This window comes from Solidesulfovibrio alcoholivorans DSM 5433 (genome assembly GCF_000702665.1).
In the GTDB taxonomy this organism is placed as follows: Bacteria; Desulfobacterota; Desulfovibrionia; order Desulfovibrionales; family Desulfovibrionaceae; genus Solidesulfovibrio; species Solidesulfovibrio alcoholivorans.
On record NZ_JNJA01000002.1, the window covers coordinates 485,215 to 504,069 of the forward strand.

Sequence of the window (18,855 nt, forward strand, 5' to 3'; positions counted from 1 at the left end):
GGGGATGATCCCCCCCGGCCGCCGGAGGCATCTTCGCCTTCGCATTTGCCTTTGCTTTTATCCCTCCCTCTCTCTCCTAACCATCCACCTCCGCGAACGCTTCGCGCAGGGCCGTCAGTCCGTTGAGCGCGGCCGGGAAGCCGGCGTAGACGGCCATCTGGATGACGACTTCGGCGAGTTGTTCGCGCGTCATGCCGACGGCGAGGGCGGCTTTGGCGTGGACTTTGAGTTGCGGGGCCATGGTGCCGCGTGCGGTTGCGGCGGCGACCATGGCGATTTCCTTTTGGGCCGGGGTGAGGAAGGTGCGCGAGATGACGTCGCCGTAGGAGAAGTCGAGGATGAAGGCGGCCATGTCGGGGGCGATGTCGGCCAGGGAGTCGAGGACGTGTTGCCCGGCGTTCTGGCTGGTCGCGGCCAGGGCGGCCAGGCCGCGCGCGCGGCGGTCTATGGCGTCCGGGGCATGGGCCGGGGCATGGGAGACGGCGACGCCTTTTTCGGCGAACGCGTCCCGGGCCACGGCAAGCGCGTTGAGGCCGGCGGGGAAGCCGGCAAAGACGGTGGTCACGTAGATGACGTCGACGATCTGGTCCGGGCTGAGGCCTGCGGCAAGGCCGGCTTCGATGTGGAAGCGCAGTTGCGGCGCGGCGTTGCCGAGCGCGGTCAGGGCGGCGATGGTGGCGATCTGGCGCGAGGCCGGGTCGAGGCCCGGGCGGGTGAAGACGTCGCCGTATCCGAATTCGACGACGAAGCGCCCCATGTCCGGCGCGATGTCGGCCAGTCCGTCCTGGACGGCCTGGGCTTTTCCCGGGGCCAGCGCGGTGAGGGCCTTCCAGCCGCGTGCGTAGCGTTCGTTCATGGCTTGTTCTCCGAAAGTGGCGGTTGCGGTCAGGGCCAGGGCCAGGAGGGCCAGGCAGCCGGTGTGCGCGATACGGGTCATGATCGCCTCCCCACGTGGTTTCAGGCAGCATAGGACCGGGCGATCAAGAGGTGAAATACGAATTTACATGCTTATTGATATGTGAAAAATATTGATCATGGAATTGCGTGATTGTGATTGTTTCGTGGCCGTGGCGGAGGAGCTCCATTTCAGCCGGGCGGCGGAACGCCTCGGCATGGCCCAGCCGCCGCTGAGCCAGCGCATCCGGGCGCTGGAGGAGGAGCTTGGGGCGCGGCTTTTTTCGCGCACGAGCCGGTCGGTGGCGTTGACGCCGGCGGGCGAGGCGTTTTTGCGCGAGGCGCGGCTGGTGCTCGGGGCGGCGCGGCGCGCGGGGGAGACGGCGCGCCGGGTGGGGCAGGGCTTGGCAGGGCGGCTGACGGTGGGGTTCGTCAATCCGGCCATGGACGCGTTTCTTTCCGAGGCGTTGGCGAAATTCCGGCGGGATGCTCCGGAGGTGGCGCTGACGCTGCGCGAGATGGGCACGCGGGAGCAGGTGGCGGCCCTGGCGGCGGGGCGGCTGGATGTGGGGTTCGTGCGCCGGGCGGGGCAGGATTTCCCGGGCGTCGTACTGACGGTCGTCGCGCGCGAGCCGTACGTGCTGGCCGTGCCGGCCGGGCATGCGCTCGCGCGGGCGCGGCGCGTGGCGCTGGGGGAGCTTGACGGGCTGCCCATGGTGCTGCCGCCGCGCGAGCAGGCTCCGGCGTTGCTTGCGGCCATCGAGGCGGCGCTTGCGCGGGCCGGGGCGCGGGTTGCGCCGATGCAGGAGGCGGCTTCCAAGTTCACGATGGTGTCGCTGGTGGCCGCCGGGGTGGGGCTGGCGTTTCTGCCGGCTTCGGTGCGGGTGTGGCGGCGGGCGGGCGTGGTTTTTCGCGAGCTCGGGCCGGGGCTTCCGGAAGTGGAGCTTGCGGCGGCCGTGGCGGCGGGCCGGGAGCATGCGGCCGCGGCGAGGCTGGTGCGCCTTGCCGCCGGGGCTCAGTAGACCTTGCGCCGGGAGAAGCCTTCGCCGAGCACGTTGAAGGTGTTTTCCACCACGAAAAAGGCGTTGGGATCATGGCTGAAAACCAGTTCTTCCAGGCGCTTGATCTGCACGGTGTTGGTGATGGTGAGGATCACGCGTTTTGATTTTCCGGTGTAGGCGCCTGCGCCGTGCAGAAAGGTCGCGCCGCGTTTCAGATTGTAAATGATATCGCGGGCGATGGCGTCGGCTTTGTCGGAAATGATGAAAACCATTTTGCGCTGGTTGAAAAGCGACAGAAAATAGTCCATCACCTGGGAGTTGGTATAGGATAAAATGATCGAATACAGCACGAGGGTCGGGTCGTAGAAGGCCAGGCCTGCGGCGAAGACGGCCAGGTTGAAGAAAAAGTTGAACTGGCCGATGCGCATGTTGTATTTCTGGTTGAGCCAGATGGCCAGGATGTCCGTGCCGCCGGCCGAGCCCAGGGAGCGCAGCATGATTCCCGAACCCGCGCCCATGAGCGCGCCGCCGAAGATGGCGGCCAGGAGCGGGTCCTCGATAAGCGTGCGCTGGGGCAGAAGCTGCATGAGGGCGCTGACGCTCCCCATGCCGAACAGGGTGTAGAGGATGAACCGGCGCGACAGGCTGACCCAGCCGAGGATCATCAGCGGCACGTTGCACAGGAAATAGAGCAGGCCCGGGCCGCCGACGCCCGTCAGGTAATAAAGCAGCAGGGCCACGCCCGAGAGGCCGCCGGCCATGAGCCCCTTGCCGACGATGATGGCGTTGACGCTGAAGCTGAAGAGAAGCGCGCCAAAGGCCAGCAGGCCAAGGTTGGCGGCGATGGAACGGGCGCTATTTCGCATGATTTCCTGGTATCCGGATGACGCTGTCTGGGCAAGGGGGGATGTTGCCTGCGGGGCGCGGCGGGTGTAGCGCAGGGGACAGGGGCGCGCAAGGGAAATCGTTGCGAGGGAGGCCGTGCGCGCTGGGACCGGGCCGTTTCCGGCGCTTTCCCGCCCTTTCGGGGCGACGCGAGGGGACGGCGTCCTGCGGTCGAATGGCGCGATGCGCGCCGGGAGGTGGAGCGTGGACGACCTCTGGGGCCATCTGGAAACCGCCTTGTGGGTGTTTCTGGGCAAGGCCGCCGATTTCTGCCTGGGGGTGCTCGCGGCGACCGGACGCAAGGCCGTGGAACTGCTGGCCCTGGCCGCCGGCTGGGTCGAGGCGCTGGCATCGAAGCTCGCCGCCTTGCCCCTGTGGCTCTCCATCCCTTGCGGGCTGCTGTGCGTCGCGGTCCTGGCCGCCTATTTCCTGCGCCAGCGGCTTTATGACCGGCTGCTGGTCTACCACGACGTCCGGCTGACGCGGCGGGGCTACGCCCGGAGGGAGTTCGCCGTGGCACGCGGCGCGGTGCACGAGACGGTCGCGGCCATGGTCCGGGAGGTGCCGCTGCCCGGGCGCATTTGGGAGGCGGCCGTGTACGAGGCCGTGCCCGAGCGTTATCTGGTGGTTTTCGGCCCGGCGGGCGGGGCGGCGCACGACGTGCGGCTCTACCGCCGCGACCTGCGGGCCGGGCTCTTCGCCATGGGCGAGGACCTCATCCGCCATTTCCGGGCGAACGCGCGCATGCAGCACCCGGACGGCGAACTGCGGGCGCTTTTCGCCGCGCTCGATGCCAGGGACGCTGATTTCGCCGTGTGCCGGCCGGCGCTTCCCGGCGAGGCCGCAAAAAAAACGGCCCGGGGAGTGACCCGGGCCGTGTGCGCGTAAGGAGTTTTTCGCCCCGGTTACGGCGTGAGATGGCGCAGCCGTACCCAGCCCTCGTAGGGGGAATCCGGCACGCGCACCAGCGCGAAGGGGCCCTCGTAGGAGAGCACGCGCACGGGTGTGCCGCGCGAGAGCGTGGTCACGGGCGGACAGCCGTCGCCAGGACAGGTGCGCAACGTGACATAGGCCCGCGCCACCTGCTTGAAGCCCGGATCGTAGACCGGCGGCGGCACGTAGACCGGCGGCGGCGCATACGCCGGTGGCGGCGGCATGGGCCGGCAGGCCCCGGCGCTCCAGAAATAGCCGGGCGGACAAACGGGCTGGGCCGCGGCGGCCCCGGCCAGGCCGAGGCACAGCGCCGGGAGCGTCAGCAGGGTAACGACAAGCCGTCTCATGGTGTTTTTCCCTTGTCGGAGGCGCGCTCGCGCTACCGGTTGGCCCTGGCCGTGCAATTGACGAACTGGGCGTTGCACTGGTTGTAGCACATGTTGCGGGCCTGGCCGTAGGTCCGGGCGTTGCAGGTGTTGGTGCAGGCGGCCTGTCGCTGGTTGCAGCGGGCGATGTCGTTGGCGCGGGCCCGTTCGGAGCGGCCGGGGCGCGGCGTCACGGCCGGCGGCGGCACGACCACCGAGCCGGGAGGGGCCACCACGGGCGCGCCCGGCTTGACCACGGCCGGGGCCGGCAGCGGCGCCGGGCCCTTGGGCGCGGGCTGGGCCTTGTAGGGCTTTTTCCCCGGCGGCGGCGTCGGGGTGGCGTTCGGTGGCATGGGCTGGCCAAGCGGCGGGGTCTGGGCCAACAGGACAGGTTCGGCGGCCAGGCCGAGGGCCGGCAGGGCCAGCAGGGCGCAAAGCGCCAGGACGGAAAGAGTGCGTTTCATGGCCTGTTTCACCTCCTCGGGGAACGGGAACGTACGCTCTACGATGCCATGCATACGCCATTGCCGGGTAAAAAAACAGCTGGTTTCTCCGGCCCGTCGCCGGGGAGGGGAGGCGCGTCCGTGACAGATGGCATCAAAAAGGCGGCCGGACTGCTCGCCCGTTCCACCTGCGCCATGGCCCTGACCGGGGCGGGGGTGTCCGTCGCCAGCGGCATTCCGGATTTTCGCAGCCCGGGCGGGCTGTGGGAGCGCTACGACCCCATGGCCGTGGCCACGGCCGAGGCCCTGGCGTCGCGGCCCGGACTCGCCTGGGAATTCCTGCTCGACGCCCTTTCCGTCATCGGGCCGGCCAAGCCGAACGGCGCGCATCTGGCCCTGGCCCGGCTGGAGGCGGCGGGCAAACTCGCCGGAATCGTCACGCAGAACATCGACGGCCTGCACCAGGCCGCGGGCTCGAAAAACGTGGTGGAATTCCACGGCGGCATGGGCCGCTATTTCTGCATGGGCTGCGGGCGCGAGCACGATCCGGCCGGCGCGCGGACGCTCACCGCGGCGGACATTCCCTGGCGCTGCGGCGACTGCGGCGGGGTGGTGCGGCCCGACGTCGTGTTCTTCGGGGAAGCCATTCCTCTTGACGCCCTGGATAAAAGCGGTCAATTGGCCTTGGCCGCTGATTTGATCATCGTGGCCGGAACATCGGGGGAGGTCGCCCCGGCCAACCTTCTGCCCAGGGAGGTCAAGGCCAGGGGTGGGGCTGTGGTGGAAATCAATCTCGTGGAAAGCGCCTACAAGGGCCTGTCCGACGTCACGATCGCCGCTCCTGCGGAGGTCGCCCTGCCGGCCCTGGCCGATCTCGCGCTTTCCCAACCTTCTTAACGTTTCCCTAACAGGTGGGTCGCAATGGACGCGCTTACGCCGCATGGCGGCTTATGGGCCATGATGGCCAATGCCACGCCGACCGTCATATTCGTCCTGTCGATTCTGGCGTTTATGTCGCTTGGCTGCTGGAGCATCATTTTCGTCAAGCTTTTCACCCTGACCGCTGCCAAGCGTGACACGGCGCGCGATTACGCGCGCTTCCAGGAGGCCGACACCCTGCGCGCGGCCATGCATGCGCTCGGGCAGTCGCGCCAGTCCCCGGCGTTCAACGTCGGACGCATGGCCTTCGAGGAGCTCGTGCGCATGGAGCAGGCCGACCTTGACCCGGCGGAAAAGGGCCACATCGCCATGGACAACATCCGCCGGGTGTTGCGCCAGGCCGTGTCCCAGGAACTGGCCAAGCTGTCGAGCTCGCTGTCGTTTCTGGCCACAAGCGCCAACGCGACGCCGTTTATCGGCCTTTTCGGCACGGTTTGGGGCATCATGAACTCCTTCCACGCCATCGGACTCATGCAGTCCGCCGCCCTGGCCGCCGTGGCCCCGGGCATTTCCGAGGCGTTGATCGCCACGGCCATCGGCCTCGCCGTGGCCATCCCCGCGGTCATCTCCTACAACTTCTTCCTGGGCTACGTGACGGCCGTCGAAGGCGAGCTTGTCAACTTCGCCGGCGCGTTTTTGAACCGCATCCAGCGCGAAGTGACCTGGACACCGCGCGAGGCCGCGTCCGAAACGCCCCGCCGCCGCACCGCCGAAGAGAGGTTCTAAGCCATGGGCATGCAGGTCGGCGGTCGCGGCCACGTGTTGGCCGACGTCAACGTCACGCCCTTCGTGGACGTGATGCTGGTGCTTCTGATCATCTTCATGGTCACCGCGCCCATGATGACCCAGGGCTTGCAGGTGGACCTGCCGCAGACGCGCGCGGTGAGCGTGTTGCCCAAGGAAAGCGACGCGGTGGTGCTCACCGTCAAGGCCGACGGCTCGCTTTTTCTGGACAAGTACCAGGTGGAGCTCGGCGAACTGGAGGGCCAGGTGCACCAGCTCGTGACCAACCAGAAAAAGCAGCTCTTTCTTCGGGCCGACAAGGCCGTGCCCTACGGCACCGTGGTTTCGGTCATGGGCGTGGTCAAGGCTGCCGGCGTGGACAAGCTGGGCGTGGTCGCCGAAGAGGAAAAGACCGCCCCGGCCGCTCCCGCCGCCAAAAAGAAATAGGACGGCGCGGGCCGCACGGTCCGCGCCGACGAGTGCCCCATGCGCGTTTTAGGCTGGATATTCTCCGTCTTCCTGCACCTGACCGTGGTGCTGGCCAGTCTCGTTTTCGTCAATATCGAGCCGGTGCGCTTCCAGCTCAACGTGCCCGTCTACGAAGTGGACCTGGTTTCCCTCGGCGCGCCCGGCCTGCCGCCCGGCGAGGCTGGCCTGCCGCCCGGGCCCAAAGGCCCCGGCGACCATCCCGAGCTCGGCCCTCCCGAACCGGCCGGTGGCCCCGATTCCGGGGCCGCCGAAGCCGAACTGCCCGAACCGGCCCAGGCTCCGCCCACCCCGGCCAAACCCGCCGCCCCGGAACCCGTGGCCGCCGTGCCCGTGGCCCCGGAACCCGAGCCCAGCCGCTCCGAGCCGAAAAAGCCGGAGCCCAAGCCGGAACCGAAACCGGAGCCGAAACCGGAACCCAAGGCCACGCCGCTGCCCACGCCCGATTTCAAGAAGCTCGAGGAAGCGACCAAGAAGGCCGAGGAAGCCAAGAAGAAAATTGAGGAAGCCAAAAAGCTGGAAGAAGCCAAGAAAGTCGAAGAGGCCAAGAAAAAGGCCGAGGAAGCGAAAAAGAAAGCGGACGAGGCGAAAAAGGCCGAAGAGAAGAAGAAGGTCGAGGACGCCAAGAAAGCCGAGGACGCCAAGAAGAAGGCCGAAGAGGCCAAGAAGGCCGAGGACGCGAAAAAGGCCGCCGACGCGAAAAAGGCCGAGGACGCCAAGAAGGCCGCCGCGGCCAAGGAGGCGGCCGCCAAGGAAGCCGCGGCCAAAGAGGCCGCCGCAGCCAAGGACACGCTTGCCCAGGCCCTCAAGGACGCCAAGTCCAAGGCCGGAAAGGGCTCGGGCTCCGGCAGCGGTTCCGGCTCGGGCTCCGGCGGCGGCGATCCCCTGTCCAAGGCCCTGGCCGACGCCCGGCGCATGGCCGGCGGCGGCGGTGGCGGCGGCACGCCCGGCGGTACCGGCGGCGGTGGCGGCGGGGGTGTGACCATGGGCGTCTACGCCCAGATCGTCAACCGCGAGGTCAAGAAGAACTGGCGTTTCCCCCAGGGCGCGAAACAGCAGCTCCTTGCCATCGTGGAAGTGCGTATCGACAAGGACGGCCGCATCCAGAACTACCACCTCGTCCAGTCCTCGGGGCAGGCGAATTTCGACGCCTCCACGGTCAAGTCCGTGGCCGAGACCGAAACGCTGCCGCCACCGCCGACCGGGCTCACCATCCTGCAACTGCGCTTCAGCTCCCAGGAGCTCGGCCGGTGATGCGGCGTTTGGGGCGCAAAACGCCCCCAAGCCGGGCGGGGGATCCTCGCCGGAAATTCATGCAACTTTCAGCCGTCGAGAATTGCCCAAGGGCCGGTCTCGGGCTATAGCACTACACACATGGGCCAGCCCGGGCGACCGGGCGGGATTCAACAACGATCAAGCAGACTGCCGTAGGATTTGGACAATGACCATGCGCGCGAAAAAGCGGATCATCGGCGTTTTCGGGGCCATCGCCCTGCTTATGGGGATTTTTGCCGGCACGGCCCGGGCCCAGCAGCAGACCTCCCTGGCCGTGGACATCCAGGGGCCGGGACAGGCCAAAATGAACCTCGTCATGGCCCGGCCTTTCGCCGGCGGCGGCCAGCTTTCCCCGGCCGACAAACTCCAGGACCTCATCAACAAGGACTTGCAGTTCCTGCCCTTCCTGCAACTCGTGCCGCCCTCGAACATCCCCGGGCAGATCGGCGGCCCCACGGCAGAACAGATCGACTTCAAGCCCTTCGCCATGGGCAAGATCGACGTGGTCGTCACCTCCCAGTGGACCCCGGGCGGCAACCTCGGCAACGTGGAACTGCGCGCCTTCGAGGTCTACACGCAGAAAGTGCTCGTGGGCAAAGGCTACGACAGCGTCACCGACGCACAGTTGCCCGATATCGCCGACCGCTTCTGCATGGAGCTCATGATGGCCCTGACCGGCCAGGGCGGCTTTTTCAATTCCCAGATCGCCTTCGTCAAGCCGAGCTCGGGCAAGGGCACGGACATCTGGACCGTGCGGCCCACCGGCCGGGGGCTCACCCGGGTGACCAGCTACAACGACCTGGGCATGGCCGTGAGCCCCGCCTGGTCCTATGACGGCCGGCGCATCTGCTTCACGCTCATCGGCTCGCGCTCCCACTACCTCGGCGTCTGGTCCGGCGGCGGCAAGCCCCAGGTCTACACCCTGCCGAGCACCAACGTGGTCAGCCCGCGCTTTTTGCCAGACGGCCAAATCGCCGTGAGCCTCGCCCTGCACGGCAAGGCCGACATCTACCTGCTCAACTCCGCCTACCAGCCCGGCGGCGCCATCGCGACGAGCCCCGGCATCGACGTCTCCCCGACTTTCGACGCCTCGGGACGCCTCATGGCCTACGTTTCCGACGAAACCGGCAGCCCCAACATCTACACCAAGGACGTCCACGGCGGTTCGCCCCGGCGGCTGACCTCCTCGGGCTACAACACCAACCCGAGCATGAGCCCCGACGGCAAGTTCGTCGCCTTCACCAAGCAGCTCGGCGGCGCGCAGAAGGTGTTCGTCCACGACCTGACCTCGGGGCAGGAGACGCAGGTGACCTCGGGCGGCGGCTCGGACGAGAATCCCTCCTTCTCTCCGGACGGCTACTTCATCGTCTTCTCCTCCACCCGCAGCGGGCAGAAGAAACTTTACGTGACCACGCGCCAGGGTGCGACGCCGGTCATGATCCCCACCGGCGACGGCGCGGCGCAGATGCCGTTCTGGGGGCCGTTGCCCAAGTAGCGCGGTGGATGACTATCCTGTAATAAAGAAGGGGCGGAAAGGCGTATTGCCGTTAATGAGGTCAGGGAGTCGGTTGGTTGGCGCAAGACCGCAAAATGGCCCATAATTCCCTGTTGCATTTTATTGCAGGAGGCGTAATTGGGGGCCGTCCCGTTGGTGCTTCGCCAGCCCATCGAGAACGGCCAGGGGCAAAGCCTCTGGTTACGCAAAGCCCGGGCGGGCTTTATGTGAGGAGGAAGAAGAAATGATGCGTTCGAGGATTGTGATTTTGTCGATGCTGGTGCTCATGCTGTCTCTGGCGGGGTTTGGTTGCGCCAAAAAAGCCGGCGGCCCCGGCGACGGTTCCGGCACCAGTTGGGAAGACCAGGAGCGTGCGCGCCTGGAACAGGAACGCGCCCTGCGCGAGAAGATGGGTCAGGCCGCCAATGAGCTGGCGCAGATGGTCCACTTCGCTTTCAACAGCTCCAACCTGACCGCCGAATCGCGCCAGATCCTGACCCGCAAGGCCGAGATCATGCGCCAGTACCCGCAGATCAAGCTGATCGTCGAAGGCAACTGCGACCAGCGCGGCACGGCTGAGTACAACCTCGCCCTTGGCGAGCGTCGTGCCCAGGCTTCCGCCCAGTACCTGTCCAATCTGGGCATCGCCGCCGACCGCCTGTCCACCGTCAGCTACGGCAAGGAACGTCCCCTGGATCCGGGCCATAGCGAAGCTGCCTACGCCAAGAACCGCCGCGACGAATTCCGCGCCACCTACTAGCAGCTTTCTTCGCCACTACGCCAAAACGGCCGCCGGGATTCCCGGTGGCCGTTTTTTGTTGCCCCCAAAAAAGATTCGCCGTAGTCGCGTCCTGCCGGCAACCGGCGGTATCCCGTCATCCCAGGATCTTTCACGCGCTCAGGCGAATCCATGGGGCGCTCAATCGCCCGGTATGGGAATAATGGTTAACGGGGACTACCCTCCGTTGCCGTGACTGCCGCTCTGCCCGGGACCTTCCAAGGCATTGACGCCCCCATACCGCCCTCCGCCAGCCCCGGGCAAGTGAAATCTGGTTTAGGCGGGGAGAGGCCGCGCGAGAAATGGAGGGGGGGAGGAGAAAGGGAAGGGGGAAGATGCCTCCGGCGGCCAGGAGGGGATGATCCCCTCCTGGACCTCCCCGACGGGGTTTGGGGCAGCGCCCCAGCTTAACCGCGCAGCCAGTGGAAGATGGCGAGGCACAGGCAGGCGTAGATGCCGGCGAGCACGTCGTCGATCATGACGCCGTAGCCGCCGGGCAGCCAGTTCTCGGAGGCGCGCACGGGAGAGGGCTTCAGGATGTCGAAGCCGCGGAAGAGCAGGAAGCCGACGAAGAGTTCCAGGGGGGGGAGCGTGGCGAAGGGCAGGTAGGTGATCCACTGTCCGATGAGTTCATCGAGGACGATGTGGCTGGGGTCTTTGCGGTTGAGGAGTTTTTCGACGCGTGTGCCGGCGACGCCGCCGATCCAGAAGAGCGCGGCGAGGATGACGACGCGCCAGAATCCGGGCAGGGGCAGGAAGAGGGCCGGTGCGGCCAGGGCGGCGGCGGCCGAGCCCCAGGTGCCGGAGGCGTAGGGGATCTTGCCGATGGGGCCGAGGCCGGTGACGAGCAGGGACAGGCGGTCGCCCGTGGTCATGGTCGGAGCCTCCGTGAGCGATGTTTTGGGGCGGGGGTGAAGCTACACCGGGCGTTTGCCTGGGGCAAGGCCTGGTGCCGGTCTTGAATTCGGCCGGGAAGTATGGGAGACAGTGGCTCGCGCCTTTGGCGCGGCATATCCCGGAAGGAAGGTGTCAATGCTCAGCCTGCGCTACTCTCTGCTGCTTTTTGTCGCCTATTTCTCCTTGTTTCTCTTGTATTATAGATTCTATTTCAGACCGCGCGTCTATCTGCTGCTACTGTCGGAACAGTCGTATATGGATCATTATATCGACAGATTGCCACATATGCGTGACCGTCCCGACGAGCGATTGGGCATGATTGAATTCATGCTGGCCAAGCGCAAGATGTTCGTGCGCTGCATGCGCAATTTTGTGTTCACCGTTACGGCCGCCTACGTGGCCCTGCTGATTCTGGGCGCGAGCCTGTAGGGGGCGCGTCCGTGCTTTCCGGCACGGCCCGTCCGGGTCGTGCGTGCCTTTTTTCTTGGCAAGGCAAGGAGTACCCGCCTTGAGAAACCTCTCCATCAGCACGAAGCTCTTGATTTTGTTTGTCGTGTCCGCGCTGTCCGCCGCCGTGATCTTCGGCGTCGGCGTGTATTCCTCGTATCGGCTGGCCGATGCCGGGGCTTGGGAGGCGCAACAGGCCATTCTGGCTGGCGAGAAGGCCAAGATCAAGGTGGCCACGGATAGTCTGGCTGCGGCGCTTGCCGCGGGACTGGCTGCCGTTCCCGATGAAAAGCGCGAGGCCTCTCTGCGGGCGGCCATCAAGGACGCCTTTTTCGAGGAAGACCGGTCGGGATATTTTTTCATCTACACTGATACGACCAACGTGGCCCACCCGGTCAATCCGACGTTGCCCGGCAAGGATCTGTCCGAACTCAAGGGGTCGGACGGCGTGTATTCGGTGCGCGAGCTGGCCAGGGCGGCACAGGCCGGGGGCGGCTTCGTCAAGTTCACCTGGGCCAAGCCCGGAAAGGGCGACATGCCCAAGCTCGGCTATGCGACCATGATTCCCGGCACCCGCTACTGGGTTGGCACTGGCGTTTATGTGGACAACGTGGACGAGGCCCGTGCGGCAATCGCCGACCGCATGCGCGCGCTTGGCAACCGCATGACCTACGTTGACGCGGCGGTGTTCGCGGTCATGTTCCTGCTCGTGCTGCTGCCGCTGAGCCTCATGATCTCCCGGGGTATTTCCCGCCCCGTCCGGGAAACGACCGAGGCGGCCCGGCGTATCGCCGCCGGCGACCTGGACGTGCATTTGAGCGCCCGTGGCGCGGACGAGGTGGGCCAGTTGCAGCAGGCACTGGAAGCCATGGCCGGCGAACTCAAAAGCAACCTCGACGCCATTCGCGACAAGGAGGCCCTGGCCACCCGCGAGGCCGCGCGTTCGGCCCAGGCGGCAAACGAAGCCCTGGAGGCGGCGCAAAAGGTCGAGGCTGCCAACGGGGCCATGCTCGCGGCCGTGAACGGCCTGACCTCCGTCGTCGGCGAAGTGGGCGCGGCCACGCGCGACCTGACGCACCTTGGGCGGGACATCCAGCAGGGAGCCCGCCAGCAGCAGCAACAGCTGGAATCCACGGCCGATGCCATGGGCCAGATGCGCGATGCCGTGACCGATGTGGCCCAGAACGCCGCCGAAGCGTCCACGGCCACCGGTCAGACGCGCGAGATCGCCCTGGAAGGCGAAGCCATCGTCAAGAATACCATGGAAGCCATGGGCCGCCTCAAGAACATGGCAGAAACACTCAAGGCCGACATGGGCCAACTCGGCAAACGCTCCGAAGGCATCGGCGCGGTCGTCCAGGTCATCTCCGACATCGCCGACCAGACGAACCTGCTGGCGCTCAACGCCGCCATCGAGGCGGCCCGCGCCGGCGAGGCCGGGCGCGGGTTCGCCGTGGTCGCCGACGAAGTCAGAAAGCTCGCGGAAAAGACCATGGCCGCAACCGGCGAAGTGACCGCAAACATCAAGTCCATCCAGTCCATGACCCACGAAAACATGGACGGCATGGACAAGACCATGGAAGCCGTGGATGCCACGGCCGGGCTGGCCGAACAGTCCGGGGAAATGCTGCGCCGCATCCTCGGCGCGGCAGACGCCTCGGCGGGACAGGTGCGGGCCATCGCCGCCGCCGCCGAACAACAGGCAGCGTCGGCCCGTTCCATCATGGACAGCATGGACCGTGTCAGCGAAATCGCCCGCGACAACGCCGACCGCGCCCAGGACGCTTCCCAGCATTTCCAGAACCTGGCCGACCAGACCGGCGCGCTCTCGGGGCTTATCCGCGAGCTCGGCCAGACCGAGGGATAGCGGGGAGCCTCCGGCGGGCAGGGCTCTGCCCTGGACCCGCCGGGGCTTTGCCCCGGACCCCACCGGGGGGAGTCACTCCCCCCGGTCGGCGTCGTGGCGCGGGAGGGCTGCGGGCACCGGGAGGATTGGCGTTGGCGGTACGAAGATGGGGCCGTCGCCCCTGACGGGGCGAAGTCTTAGATTTTTTGCTTTGGAAGCTTTCTGAAGAAAGGGGGAGGGTTATGCAAGACAAAACCGGGCCAGGGGGGCCGGGGGGGATGATCCCCCCCGGTGGGTCCAGGGCAACGCCCTGGCCGCCAGAGGCCTTAGCCGCGCATGTCGCGCAGGCGGTGCGGCAGATTGCGGTGCACTATGGCCTGTGGCTGGCCGAGGCGGCGCATCAGTTCGGACCGGAGACGGCCGTGGCCATGGAATCGCGCGTGGGCGACGCATATTTGCCGTTGCTCACGCGGCGCATCGAGCGGGCGCTGGGGCTTGGCGAGGATGTGCAGACGCTTTTGGCCGGCCTTGGGACCGAGCGTTTGGAAGCGCTGCTCGACGCCTTGTCGGTGTCGTGGCTCGCGGCGGACGGCGTGTGGTTTCGCGAGGTGGAAGACGCGCGGGGCATGCACGACGCCAAGCGGGTCAATGACAGTTGCTGGTCGCGGCTGGGGTATTACGAGGCCGTGCGCGCCAGGGCGACGCTGGGGCTGCCCGAGCGCGGGGGGCTGGCCGCGCTCAAGGCGGCGTTCGGCGCGCGGCTCGTCTCGCGCGTCAACGCCTGGGACATCGTCGAGGAGACGGACGATTCCTTCGTGTTTCGCATCGTGCGCTGCCGCGTGCAGTTCTCGCGCACGCGCCAGGGCCTGCCGCCGTATCCGTGCATTTCCGGCGGCACGGTGGAATACACGGCCTTTGCCGCGGGCATCGACCCGGACATCCGTGTCGCCTGCGTCAGCTGCCCGCCCGAGATCACGCGCGAGGACTGCGCCTGCGCCTGGCGCTTCTCCCTGGCGCGCTAACGGCTTTCCCCGTTTAGGGGGTCCGGGGGGGATAATCCCCCCCGGCCGCCGGAGCCTCTTCCCTCTTTCTACTCTTTACTAATCCCCAGCTTCCGCAATCTCGAATCGAACGTGGAGCGGTTGACGCCGGCGGCACGGGCGGCCTTGGTCACGTTCCATTTGAATTTTTCCAGCAGCGCCATGGCGTAGGCGCGTTCCAGCTCTTCCCAGGTGTAGGCGGCCAGGTCGGGGCCGCCGTCCGGGGAGGTTGGGTGCGCATCGGCCGCAGCGGCGCGCACGATACCGATCTCGCTTGCCGGCGGGATGTCGCCGGCTTCGATGACCGTGTCCGGGACCGTGGCGAGCAGGTAGCGCACGAGGTTTTCCATCTCGCGCACGTTGCCGGGGAACGGCCGTCGACGCAGGGCGGCCAGGGCTTCTGCCGAGAGCTTCCTGGGCGCGATGCCCAGGCGCGCGGCGTCGCGGGACAGGAAATAGTCGAGCAGTTCCGGGATGTCCTCGGGCCGTTCGCGCAGGGACGGCAGGTGCAGCGGCAGGACGTTGAGACGGTAGAAGAGGTCTTCGCGGAAGGTCCCTTCGGCGATGGCGCGGGGCAGGTCGCGGTTGGTGGCCGAGATGACGCGCACGTCCACGGTCTGCGTCTTGGCACCGCCCAGCGGCTTGATCTCGTGCTCCTGGAGCACGCGCAGGATGCGCGCCTGGAGCGAGAGCGGCATGTCGCCGATTTCGTCCAGAAAAACCGTGCCGCCGTCCGCGGCCTCGAACAGGCCGACCTTGTCCCGGTCGGCCCCGGTGAACGCCCCTTTCTTGTAGCCGAAGAGCTCCGATTCGAGCAACGCGTCCGGGATGGCGGAGACGTTTTGCACCAGAAACGGCTTGTCCTTGCGGTCGCTTAGGCGGTGGATCTCCCGGGCGAACAATTCCTTGCCCGTGCCGGATTCGCCGGTGATGCACACCGCGAAGTCATTACGGGCATAGTTGCGCGCGGTTTCGAGCGCCGCCTTGAAGGCCTGGCTCTTGCCCACGAGTGGCGTTTCGCCCGTGAGCCCGCCGAGGATCTTGCGCAGCTTCTGCGTCTCGTTTTTCTGGTCGGCAAACGCGAGCGCGTTGCCGAGGGCTATGGAGCCGATGGCGATGAATTCCTCGAGCAGCTCGAGATAGTCCTTGCCGAGGTTGAGGCGGCTGCCGCCGTGGGCGGTGTCGATGATTTCCACCGCGCCGTAGACTTCGCCGTTTTTAAGCGACAGCGGATAGCAGAGAATCAGCGTGGATTTGACGTCGAGCCCGGATTCCGCCTCCTTGAAGTGGCGCTTGTCCTTGCCCGGCTCGGCGATGGTCATCTTGCCGTTTTCGATGACCCAGCCGACGATGCTCGGCTTGTCCTTGGGCACGACGAAGCCCACGAGCTGCTCTTCGCTCGGGCCGCCCGTGGCCTCGATGCACTGGTAGCCGTCCTCGCGCTTGACCCAGAGGGAACCGCGCTCGACGTTCTGGAATTCGAGCAGGGATTCCAGGAAGCGGCGGCGCAACTTGTCGGTGTCGAGCTCCTCGAAGAGGGCTTTGGGAAATTCGGGGATGTGTGGGGCCATGGAGAATTCCGGCTGGATGGTGGTTGCGTCTTGGCTCGCGATTCCCCTTGGCTATCGGGGAAGCAGGAGAAACGCGGGAAGCATGCCGGAAAAGCCGTGGCGGGGCAAGAGAGGGCGGCGTGGCCGGCAGGCGCGCGCCGCCCCGAAAAGACGCCTAATGCGTGGCCTGGGAGAGCTCGCGGATGCGCCAGAAATCCTCGGGGATTTCCAGGTACAGGTCCGTATCGGGCAGGGGGATGACGCAAAGCAGCGTTCCCGTGGCTTCGACCCAGTACATATGGCCGCTTAAGCCGCGCATGACCTCGTCGAAGCTCACGCCCGTCTGGGCCGCGACTTCCTTCATGGCCTTGCGCATGGTGGACATGGCCCCGTGGCCGATTTCCACTTCCAGGACGGAGACATGGTGGATGGCGAGCGATTCGTCGGACAATTCTGGGGGAGCGGTTTTGCGCAGCGTCAGTGCCGATTCCATGGCGACCTCCTCGTCTGGATTCCGTCCGGACCCGCGCCGGGTCCGATCCGGGCTATCGCTAGTAATAAGCAATTGCCGTGCAAAGTACACCAATTTTGTGGAGAAACATGACGACTTTTGTGCAACGGGCTCATTTCATGGGAAAATAATTCTCCGCAAAGAGGGACGATACGACCCATGCCGTCACGCAGTCGTGCCGGAAGCTGCAAAAAGGAAGGAAGAGCAACAAAAATGTCCGAAAAATGACCGTATCGCGTCAATCCGCCTGCGCGGCCAGGTCGGGCAGGTCGGCCAGCAGCGCGTCCCAGGTCGCATGGCGGCGCAGGGCGGCCATGACCACGGGCAGCGGCGCGGCATGGATGCCGGGCAGGTCCGCTTCGCCGGGGTGGACGATGGCGAAGGCCAGGCGCTCCACGGGCGGGGTGAACCGGGCATCCACGCCCGGCTTGTTGCCGCGCGGATCGATGCGGTACCAGCCATGCTCCGGCAGATGGACCGCCGCGAGGCCGTGCAGGCAAAAGCGCGTCAGGTCCGTTGCGGGATCGAGCGTCAGGCGCTGGTAGCACAGCCCGGCCGGGATGCCGTTTGCGCGCAACAGCGCCACGAGCAGATGGGCCTTGGCGTAGCAGTAGCCCGTACCGTGGCGCAGCACTTCCGAGGCGGCGCAGGTGACGGGATTTTGCCGGAAATCGGCGCTGTGGCGGATGGTGTCACGCACGAAGAGAAAGGCGGCCCTGGCCACGGCCAGGGGCGAGGAAACGCCTGCGGCCAGGGCGGCGGCCTGGGCCGCGACGGCGGGTGCGTTCCAATCGATGACCGCGTCGGCTTTCAGGTACGGGGCGAGGGCGGCGTCCGGCATGGCGTTTTCTCCTTTTGCGCGAGGTGCGCCAGGAACAGGGCGGTGTAGGCGCGCGGGCATTCGCGGGTCAGCCCGTGCGCGGCGGCGTAGGCGCGGATGTGCGGCAGGGCGGCCAGGGCCGCTTCGCGCGTTTGCGCCAGGTGTTCGATTTCGACGAACGTCTCTGGCGCGAAATCGACCGTGACCACGGCGATGTCCAGGGCAAGGCCATGGAAGGCGTCGCGGTGGCGGCGCACGCGCTTGGAAAACGCGATGCGCGGCGCATAGCCGAGGCTTTGCAGGATCGCCGCCATGGCCGCGCCGTCGGCCACGACCGTTTCCAGCTCCTCCTTGGAGGCCGTGTCCGTGTCGAAGGGCGGCCGCTTGCAGGTGAGCACGGTCGCTCCGTCGCACGCGCGCAGCCGCAGCTCCCGTCCGGCGGCGGCGAGGACGTCGTCCGGCGTATCGAAATAGACGTCGCGGTAGACCGTCTCCGGGAGCGCCTCCCCGGCCGGGGCAAAGGCCGCGTCGGCCGCGTATTTGATTTCAGCTTCGAACATGTCCGCGGCGCGCCTTGCCTCCGCACGGTTTCCGGTTCATGGTGCCGGGCTGTTAGCGCGTATCGGGCGCGCGGGCAAGCCGGCGGCGTGCGGCGTAAAGGACGGCGGCATGGCGGAGCGGGGACAGGGACGGGCGGCGCTGCTGCTGGCCGTGACGGCGTTTTTGTGGAGCACGGGGGGTGTTGCGATCAAGCTCGCGCCGCTTTCGCCCATGGCGGTCACGGGCGGGCGCAGCCTGCTTGCGGCGCTGACCCTTGCGGCCCTTTTTCGCGGCAGGCTCGATTTCCGGCTCACGCGGCCCTTCGTCTGCGCGGCCCTGGGCTACGCGGGCCTGCTCGTCACCAACGTGGCCGCGACCAAGCTCACCACCGCAGCCAACGCCATCCTGCTCGCCTACACCGCGCCGGTCTACGTGGCGCTTTTCGCGCCCACCGTGCTCAAGGAACCCACGCGGCCCGCGGATTGGGCCTTTGTCGCCGCCACGGTCGGCGGCATGGCGCTTTTCTTCCTGGACAAGCTTTCGCCCCAAGGACTTTGGGGCAACGTGCTGGCCGTGGGCACGGGCATTTCCTATGCCGTTTTCACCCTGGCCATGCGCGCCGGGCGCGACGGGTCCCTGGTTTCGGCGGTCATCGCCGGGCATCTGCTGACGGCGGCGGCCGGGCTGCCGTTTCTCTTCGCCGGCCCGCCGCGCGACGCCGCGGCCTGGCTGGGTCTGGCCTATCTCGGCGTCGTGCAGCAGGGGCTGTCGCTGGCGCTCTATGTCTGGTGCATCAAAAGGTTGCGGGCGCTGACCGCGATCTGCATCATGACGCTCGAACCCGTGCTGAATCCCGTGTTCGTGGCGCTCGGCTGCGGCGAGTTGCCGGGGCGCTTCGCCGTTCTCGGCGGGATCGTGGTCATCGGCGCGGTCACGCTACGGGCGGTCTTCGCGGGCCGGCGCGCGGACGCATGACGCTCCGGCGCG

20 protein-coding genes are annotated in these 18,855 nt (G+C 66.9%); 11 read left to right on the top strand and 9 right to left on the bottom strand.

All coding sequences use genetic code 11. The features are described from left to right. Positions 1-76: 76 nt before the first annotated feature. Complete coding sequence (locus Q368_RS0105400) at positions 77-937, bottom strand: carboxymuconolactone decarboxylase family protein (protein WP_084158687.1); 861 nt, start codon at positions 935-937, stop codon at positions 77-79. Positions 938-1,034: 97 nt separating this feature from the next. On the opposite strand from Q368_RS0105400, the gene Q368_RS0105405 reads away from it, so the two are divergent. Next, the gene (locus Q368_RS0105405; protein ID WP_029457933.1) at positions 1,035-1,916 is read left to right on the top strand and encodes a LysR family transcriptional regulator; all 882 of its coding nucleotides are present in this window, start codon (positions 1,035-1,037) and stop codon (positions 1,914-1,916) included. On the opposite strand, the gene Q368_RS0105410 is transcribed toward Q368_RS0105405, so the two are convergent. After that, entirely contained in the window at positions 1,910-2,761 is an 852-nt protein-coding gene (locus Q368_RS0105410) for a YitT family protein (protein WP_029457934.1), read from the bottom strand. The genes Q368_RS0105405 and Q368_RS0105410 overlap by 7 nt on opposite strands. A 223-nt stretch (positions 2,762-2,984) precedes the next feature. Between Q368_RS0105410 and Q368_RS0105415 the strand changes: the two genes are divergently transcribed. Beyond that, positions 2,985-3,668, top strand: a complete 684-nt coding sequence (locus Q368_RS0105415; protein WP_029457936.1) for a hypothetical protein — start codon at positions 2,985-2,987, stop codon at positions 3,666-3,668. 17 nt (positions 3,669-3,685) lie between these two features. On the opposite strand, the gene Q368_RS0105420 is transcribed toward Q368_RS0105415, so the two are convergent. Together Q368_RS0105420 and Q368_RS0105425 are read right to left on the bottom strand one after the other, a co-directional pair. After that, on the bottom strand, positions 3,686-4,060 hold the full coding sequence (locus tag Q368_RS0105420; RefSeq protein ID WP_029457937.1) for an SH3 domain-containing protein: 375 nt from the start codon (positions 4,058-4,060) through the stop codon (positions 3,686-3,688). Between the two features lie 32 nt (positions 4,061-4,092). After that, positions 4,093-4,542 (bottom strand): hypothetical protein, encoded by a 450-nt coding sequence (locus Q368_RS0105425; RefSeq protein WP_029457938.1) that lies wholly within the window; start codon positions 4,540-4,542, stop codon positions 4,093-4,095. A 120-nt stretch (positions 4,543-4,662) separates the two neighbouring features. Between Q368_RS0105425 and Q368_RS0105430 the strand changes: the two genes are divergently transcribed. The 6 genes from Q368_RS0105430 (at position 4,663) to pal (ending at position 10,199) form a co-directional block, all read left to right on the top strand. Continuing rightward, positions 4,663-5,418 carry an SIR2 family NAD-dependent protein deacylase gene (locus Q368_RS0105430; protein WP_029457940.1) on the top strand — a complete coding sequence of 252 codons (756 nt, stop codon included), beginning with the start codon at positions 4,663-4,665 and terminating at the stop codon, positions 5,416-5,418. Between the two features lie 24 nt (positions 5,419-5,442). Next, on the top strand, positions 5,443-6,186 hold the full coding sequence (locus tag Q368_RS0105435) for a MotA/TolQ/ExbB proton channel family protein (RefSeq protein ID WP_029457941.1): 744 nt from the start codon (positions 5,443-5,445) through the stop codon (positions 6,184-6,186). Positions 6,187-6,189: 3 nt separating this feature from the next. Further along, positions 6,190-6,630, top strand: coding sequence for a protein TolR (gene tolR / locus Q368_RS0105440; RefSeq protein WP_029457943.1), 441 nt, complete (start codon positions 6,190-6,192; stop codon positions 6,628-6,630). A gap of 39 nt (positions 6,631-6,669) precedes the next feature. Further along, on the top strand, positions 6,670-7,923 hold the full coding sequence (gene tolA / locus Q368_RS0105445) for a cell envelope integrity protein TolA (protein WP_029457945.1): 1,254 nt from the start codon (positions 6,670-6,672) through the stop codon (positions 7,921-7,923). A 187-nt stretch (positions 7,924-8,110) separates the two neighbouring features. Next, a complete protein-coding gene (locus Q368_RS0105450) occupies positions 8,111-9,439 on the top strand; it encodes a PD40 domain-containing protein (protein ID WP_029457946.1) in 1,329 nt (442 codons plus the stop codon). Between the two features lie 244 nt (positions 9,440-9,683). After that, a complete protein-coding gene (pal, locus tag Q368_RS0105460) occupies positions 9,684-10,199 on the top strand; it encodes a peptidoglycan-associated lipoprotein Pal (RefSeq protein WP_029457948.1) in 516 nt (171 codons plus the stop codon). 425 nt (positions 10,200-10,624) lie between these two features. Here pal and Q368_RS0105465 read toward each other — a convergent pair whose 3' ends face one another. Next, positions 10,625-11,092 (bottom strand): phosphatidylglycerophosphatase A family protein, encoded by a 468-nt coding sequence (locus Q368_RS0105465; protein WP_029457949.1) that lies wholly within the window; start codon positions 11,090-11,092, stop codon positions 10,625-10,627. A gap of 530 nt (positions 11,093-11,622) precedes the next feature. Between Q368_RS0105465 and Q368_RS0105475 the strand changes: the two genes are divergently transcribed. Together Q368_RS0105475 and Q368_RS0105480 are read left to right on the top strand one after the other, a co-directional pair. Continuing rightward, the gene (locus Q368_RS0105475; RefSeq protein WP_029457952.1) at positions 11,623-13,428 is read left to right on the top strand and encodes a HAMP domain-containing methyl-accepting chemotaxis protein; all 1,806 of its coding nucleotides are present in this window, start codon (positions 11,623-11,625) and stop codon (positions 13,426-13,428) included. Between the two features lie 257 nt (positions 13,429-13,685). Further along, positions 13,686-14,429, top strand: a complete 744-nt coding sequence (locus tag Q368_RS0105480; RefSeq protein WP_029457953.1) for a DUF6125 family protein — start codon at positions 13,686-13,688, stop codon at positions 14,427-14,429. Positions 14,430-14,497: 68 nt separating this feature from the next. Here the strand turns inward: Q368_RS0105480 and Q368_RS0105485 are convergent, their stop codons facing one another. From Q368_RS0105485 to Q368_RS0105500, 4 genes are all read right to left on the bottom strand, one after another. Further along, positions 14,498-16,018, bottom strand: coding sequence for a sigma-54-dependent Fis family transcriptional regulator (locus tag Q368_RS0105485; RefSeq protein ID WP_029457955.1), 1,521 nt, complete (start codon positions 16,016-16,018; stop codon positions 14,498-14,500). Between the two features lie 154 nt (positions 16,019-16,172). After that, positions 16,173-16,490, bottom strand: a complete 318-nt coding sequence (locus Q368_RS0105490) for a hypothetical protein (protein WP_029457956.1) — start codon at positions 16,488-16,490, stop codon at positions 16,173-16,175. A 256-nt stretch (positions 16,491-16,746) separates the two neighbouring features. After that, entirely contained in the window at positions 16,747-17,349 is a 603-nt protein-coding gene (locus tag Q368_RS0105495) for a transglutaminase-like domain-containing protein (protein ID WP_029457957.1), read from the bottom strand. Next, the gene (locus tag Q368_RS0105500; protein WP_052360035.1) at positions 17,319-17,888 is read right to left on the bottom strand and encodes a class IV adenylate cyclase; all 570 of its coding nucleotides are present in this window, start codon (positions 17,886-17,888) and stop codon (positions 17,319-17,321) included. Before Q368_RS0105500 ends, Q368_RS0105495 begins: the two co-directional genes overlap by 31 nt. A 109-nt stretch (positions 17,889-17,997) precedes the next feature. Between Q368_RS0105500 and Q368_RS0105505 the strand changes: the two genes are divergently transcribed. Further along, the gene (locus tag Q368_RS0105505) at positions 17,998-18,843 is read left to right on the top strand and encodes a DMT family transporter (protein WP_029457959.1); all 846 of its coding nucleotides are present in this window, start codon (positions 17,998-18,000) and stop codon (positions 18,841-18,843) included. The last annotated feature ends 12 nt before the right edge of the window (positions 18,844-18,855 follow it).

What these genes read in the sequence shown, in the direction of transcription:
- Q368_RS0105400 (WP_084158687.1), bottom strand. Translation starts at nt 937, where the DNA reads ATGACCCGTATCGCGCACACCGGCTGCCTGGCCCTCCTGGCCCTGGCC.
- Q368_RS0105405 (WP_029457933.1), top strand. Translation starts at nt 1,035, where the DNA reads ATGGAATTGCGTGATTGTGATTGTTTCGTGGCCGTGGCGGAGGAGCTC.
- Q368_RS0105410 (WP_029457934.1), bottom strand. Translation starts at nt 2,761, where the DNA reads ATGCGAAATAGCGCCCGTTCCATCGCCGCCAACCTTGGCCTGCTGGCC.
- Q368_RS0105420 (WP_029457937.1), bottom strand. Translation starts at nt 4,060, where the DNA reads ATGAGACGGCTTGTCGTTACCCTGCTGACGCTCCCGGCGCTGTGCCTC.
- Q368_RS0105425 (WP_029457938.1), bottom strand. Translation starts at nt 4,542, where the DNA reads ATGAAACGCACTCTTTCCGTCCTGGCGCTTTGCGCCCTGCTGGCCCTG.
- Q368_RS0105435 (WP_029457941.1), top strand. Translation starts at nt 5,443, where the DNA reads ATGGACGCGCTTACGCCGCATGGCGGCTTATGGGCCATGATGGCCAAT.
- tolR (WP_029457943.1), top strand. Translation starts at nt 6,190, where the DNA reads ATGGGCATGCAGGTCGGCGGTCGCGGCCACGTGTTGGCCGACGTCAAC.
- tolA (WP_029457945.1), top strand. Translation starts at nt 6,670, where the DNA reads ATGCGCGTTTTAGGCTGGATATTCTCCGTCTTCCTGCACCTGACCGTG.
- Q368_RS0105450 (WP_029457946.1), top strand. Translation starts at nt 8,111, where the DNA reads ATGACCATGCGCGCGAAAAAGCGGATCATCGGCGTTTTCGGGGCCATC.
- pal (WP_029457948.1), top strand. Translation starts at nt 9,684, where the DNA reads ATGATGCGTTCGAGGATTGTGATTTTGTCGATGCTGGTGCTCATGCTG.
- Q368_RS0105465 (WP_029457949.1), bottom strand. Translation starts at nt 11,092, where the DNA reads ATGACCACGGGCGACCGCCTGTCCCTGCTCGTCACCGGCCTCGGCCCC.
- Q368_RS0105480 (WP_029457953.1), top strand. Translation starts at nt 13,686, where the DNA reads ATGATCCCCCCCGGTGGGTCCAGGGCAACGCCCTGGCCGCCAGAGGCC.
- Q368_RS0105485 (WP_029457955.1), bottom strand. Translation starts at nt 16,018, where the DNA reads ATGGCCCCACACATCCCCGAATTTCCCAAAGCCCTCTTCGAGGAGCTC.
- Q368_RS0105490 (WP_029457956.1), bottom strand. Translation starts at nt 16,490, where the DNA reads ATGGAATCGGCACTGACGCTGCGCAAAACCGCTCCCCCAGAATTGTCC.
- Q368_RS0105495 (WP_029457957.1), bottom strand. Translation starts at nt 17,349, where the DNA reads ATGCCGGACGCCGCCCTCGCCCCGTACCTGAAAGCCGACGCGGTCATC.
- Q368_RS0105500 (WP_052360035.1), bottom strand. Translation starts at nt 17,888, where the DNA reads ATGTTCGAAGCTGAAATCAAATACGCGGCCGACGCGGCCTTTGCCCCG.
- Q368_RS0105505 (WP_029457959.1), top strand. Translation starts at nt 17,998, where the DNA reads ATGGCGGAGCGGGGACAGGGACGGGCGGCGCTGCTGCTGGCCGTGACG.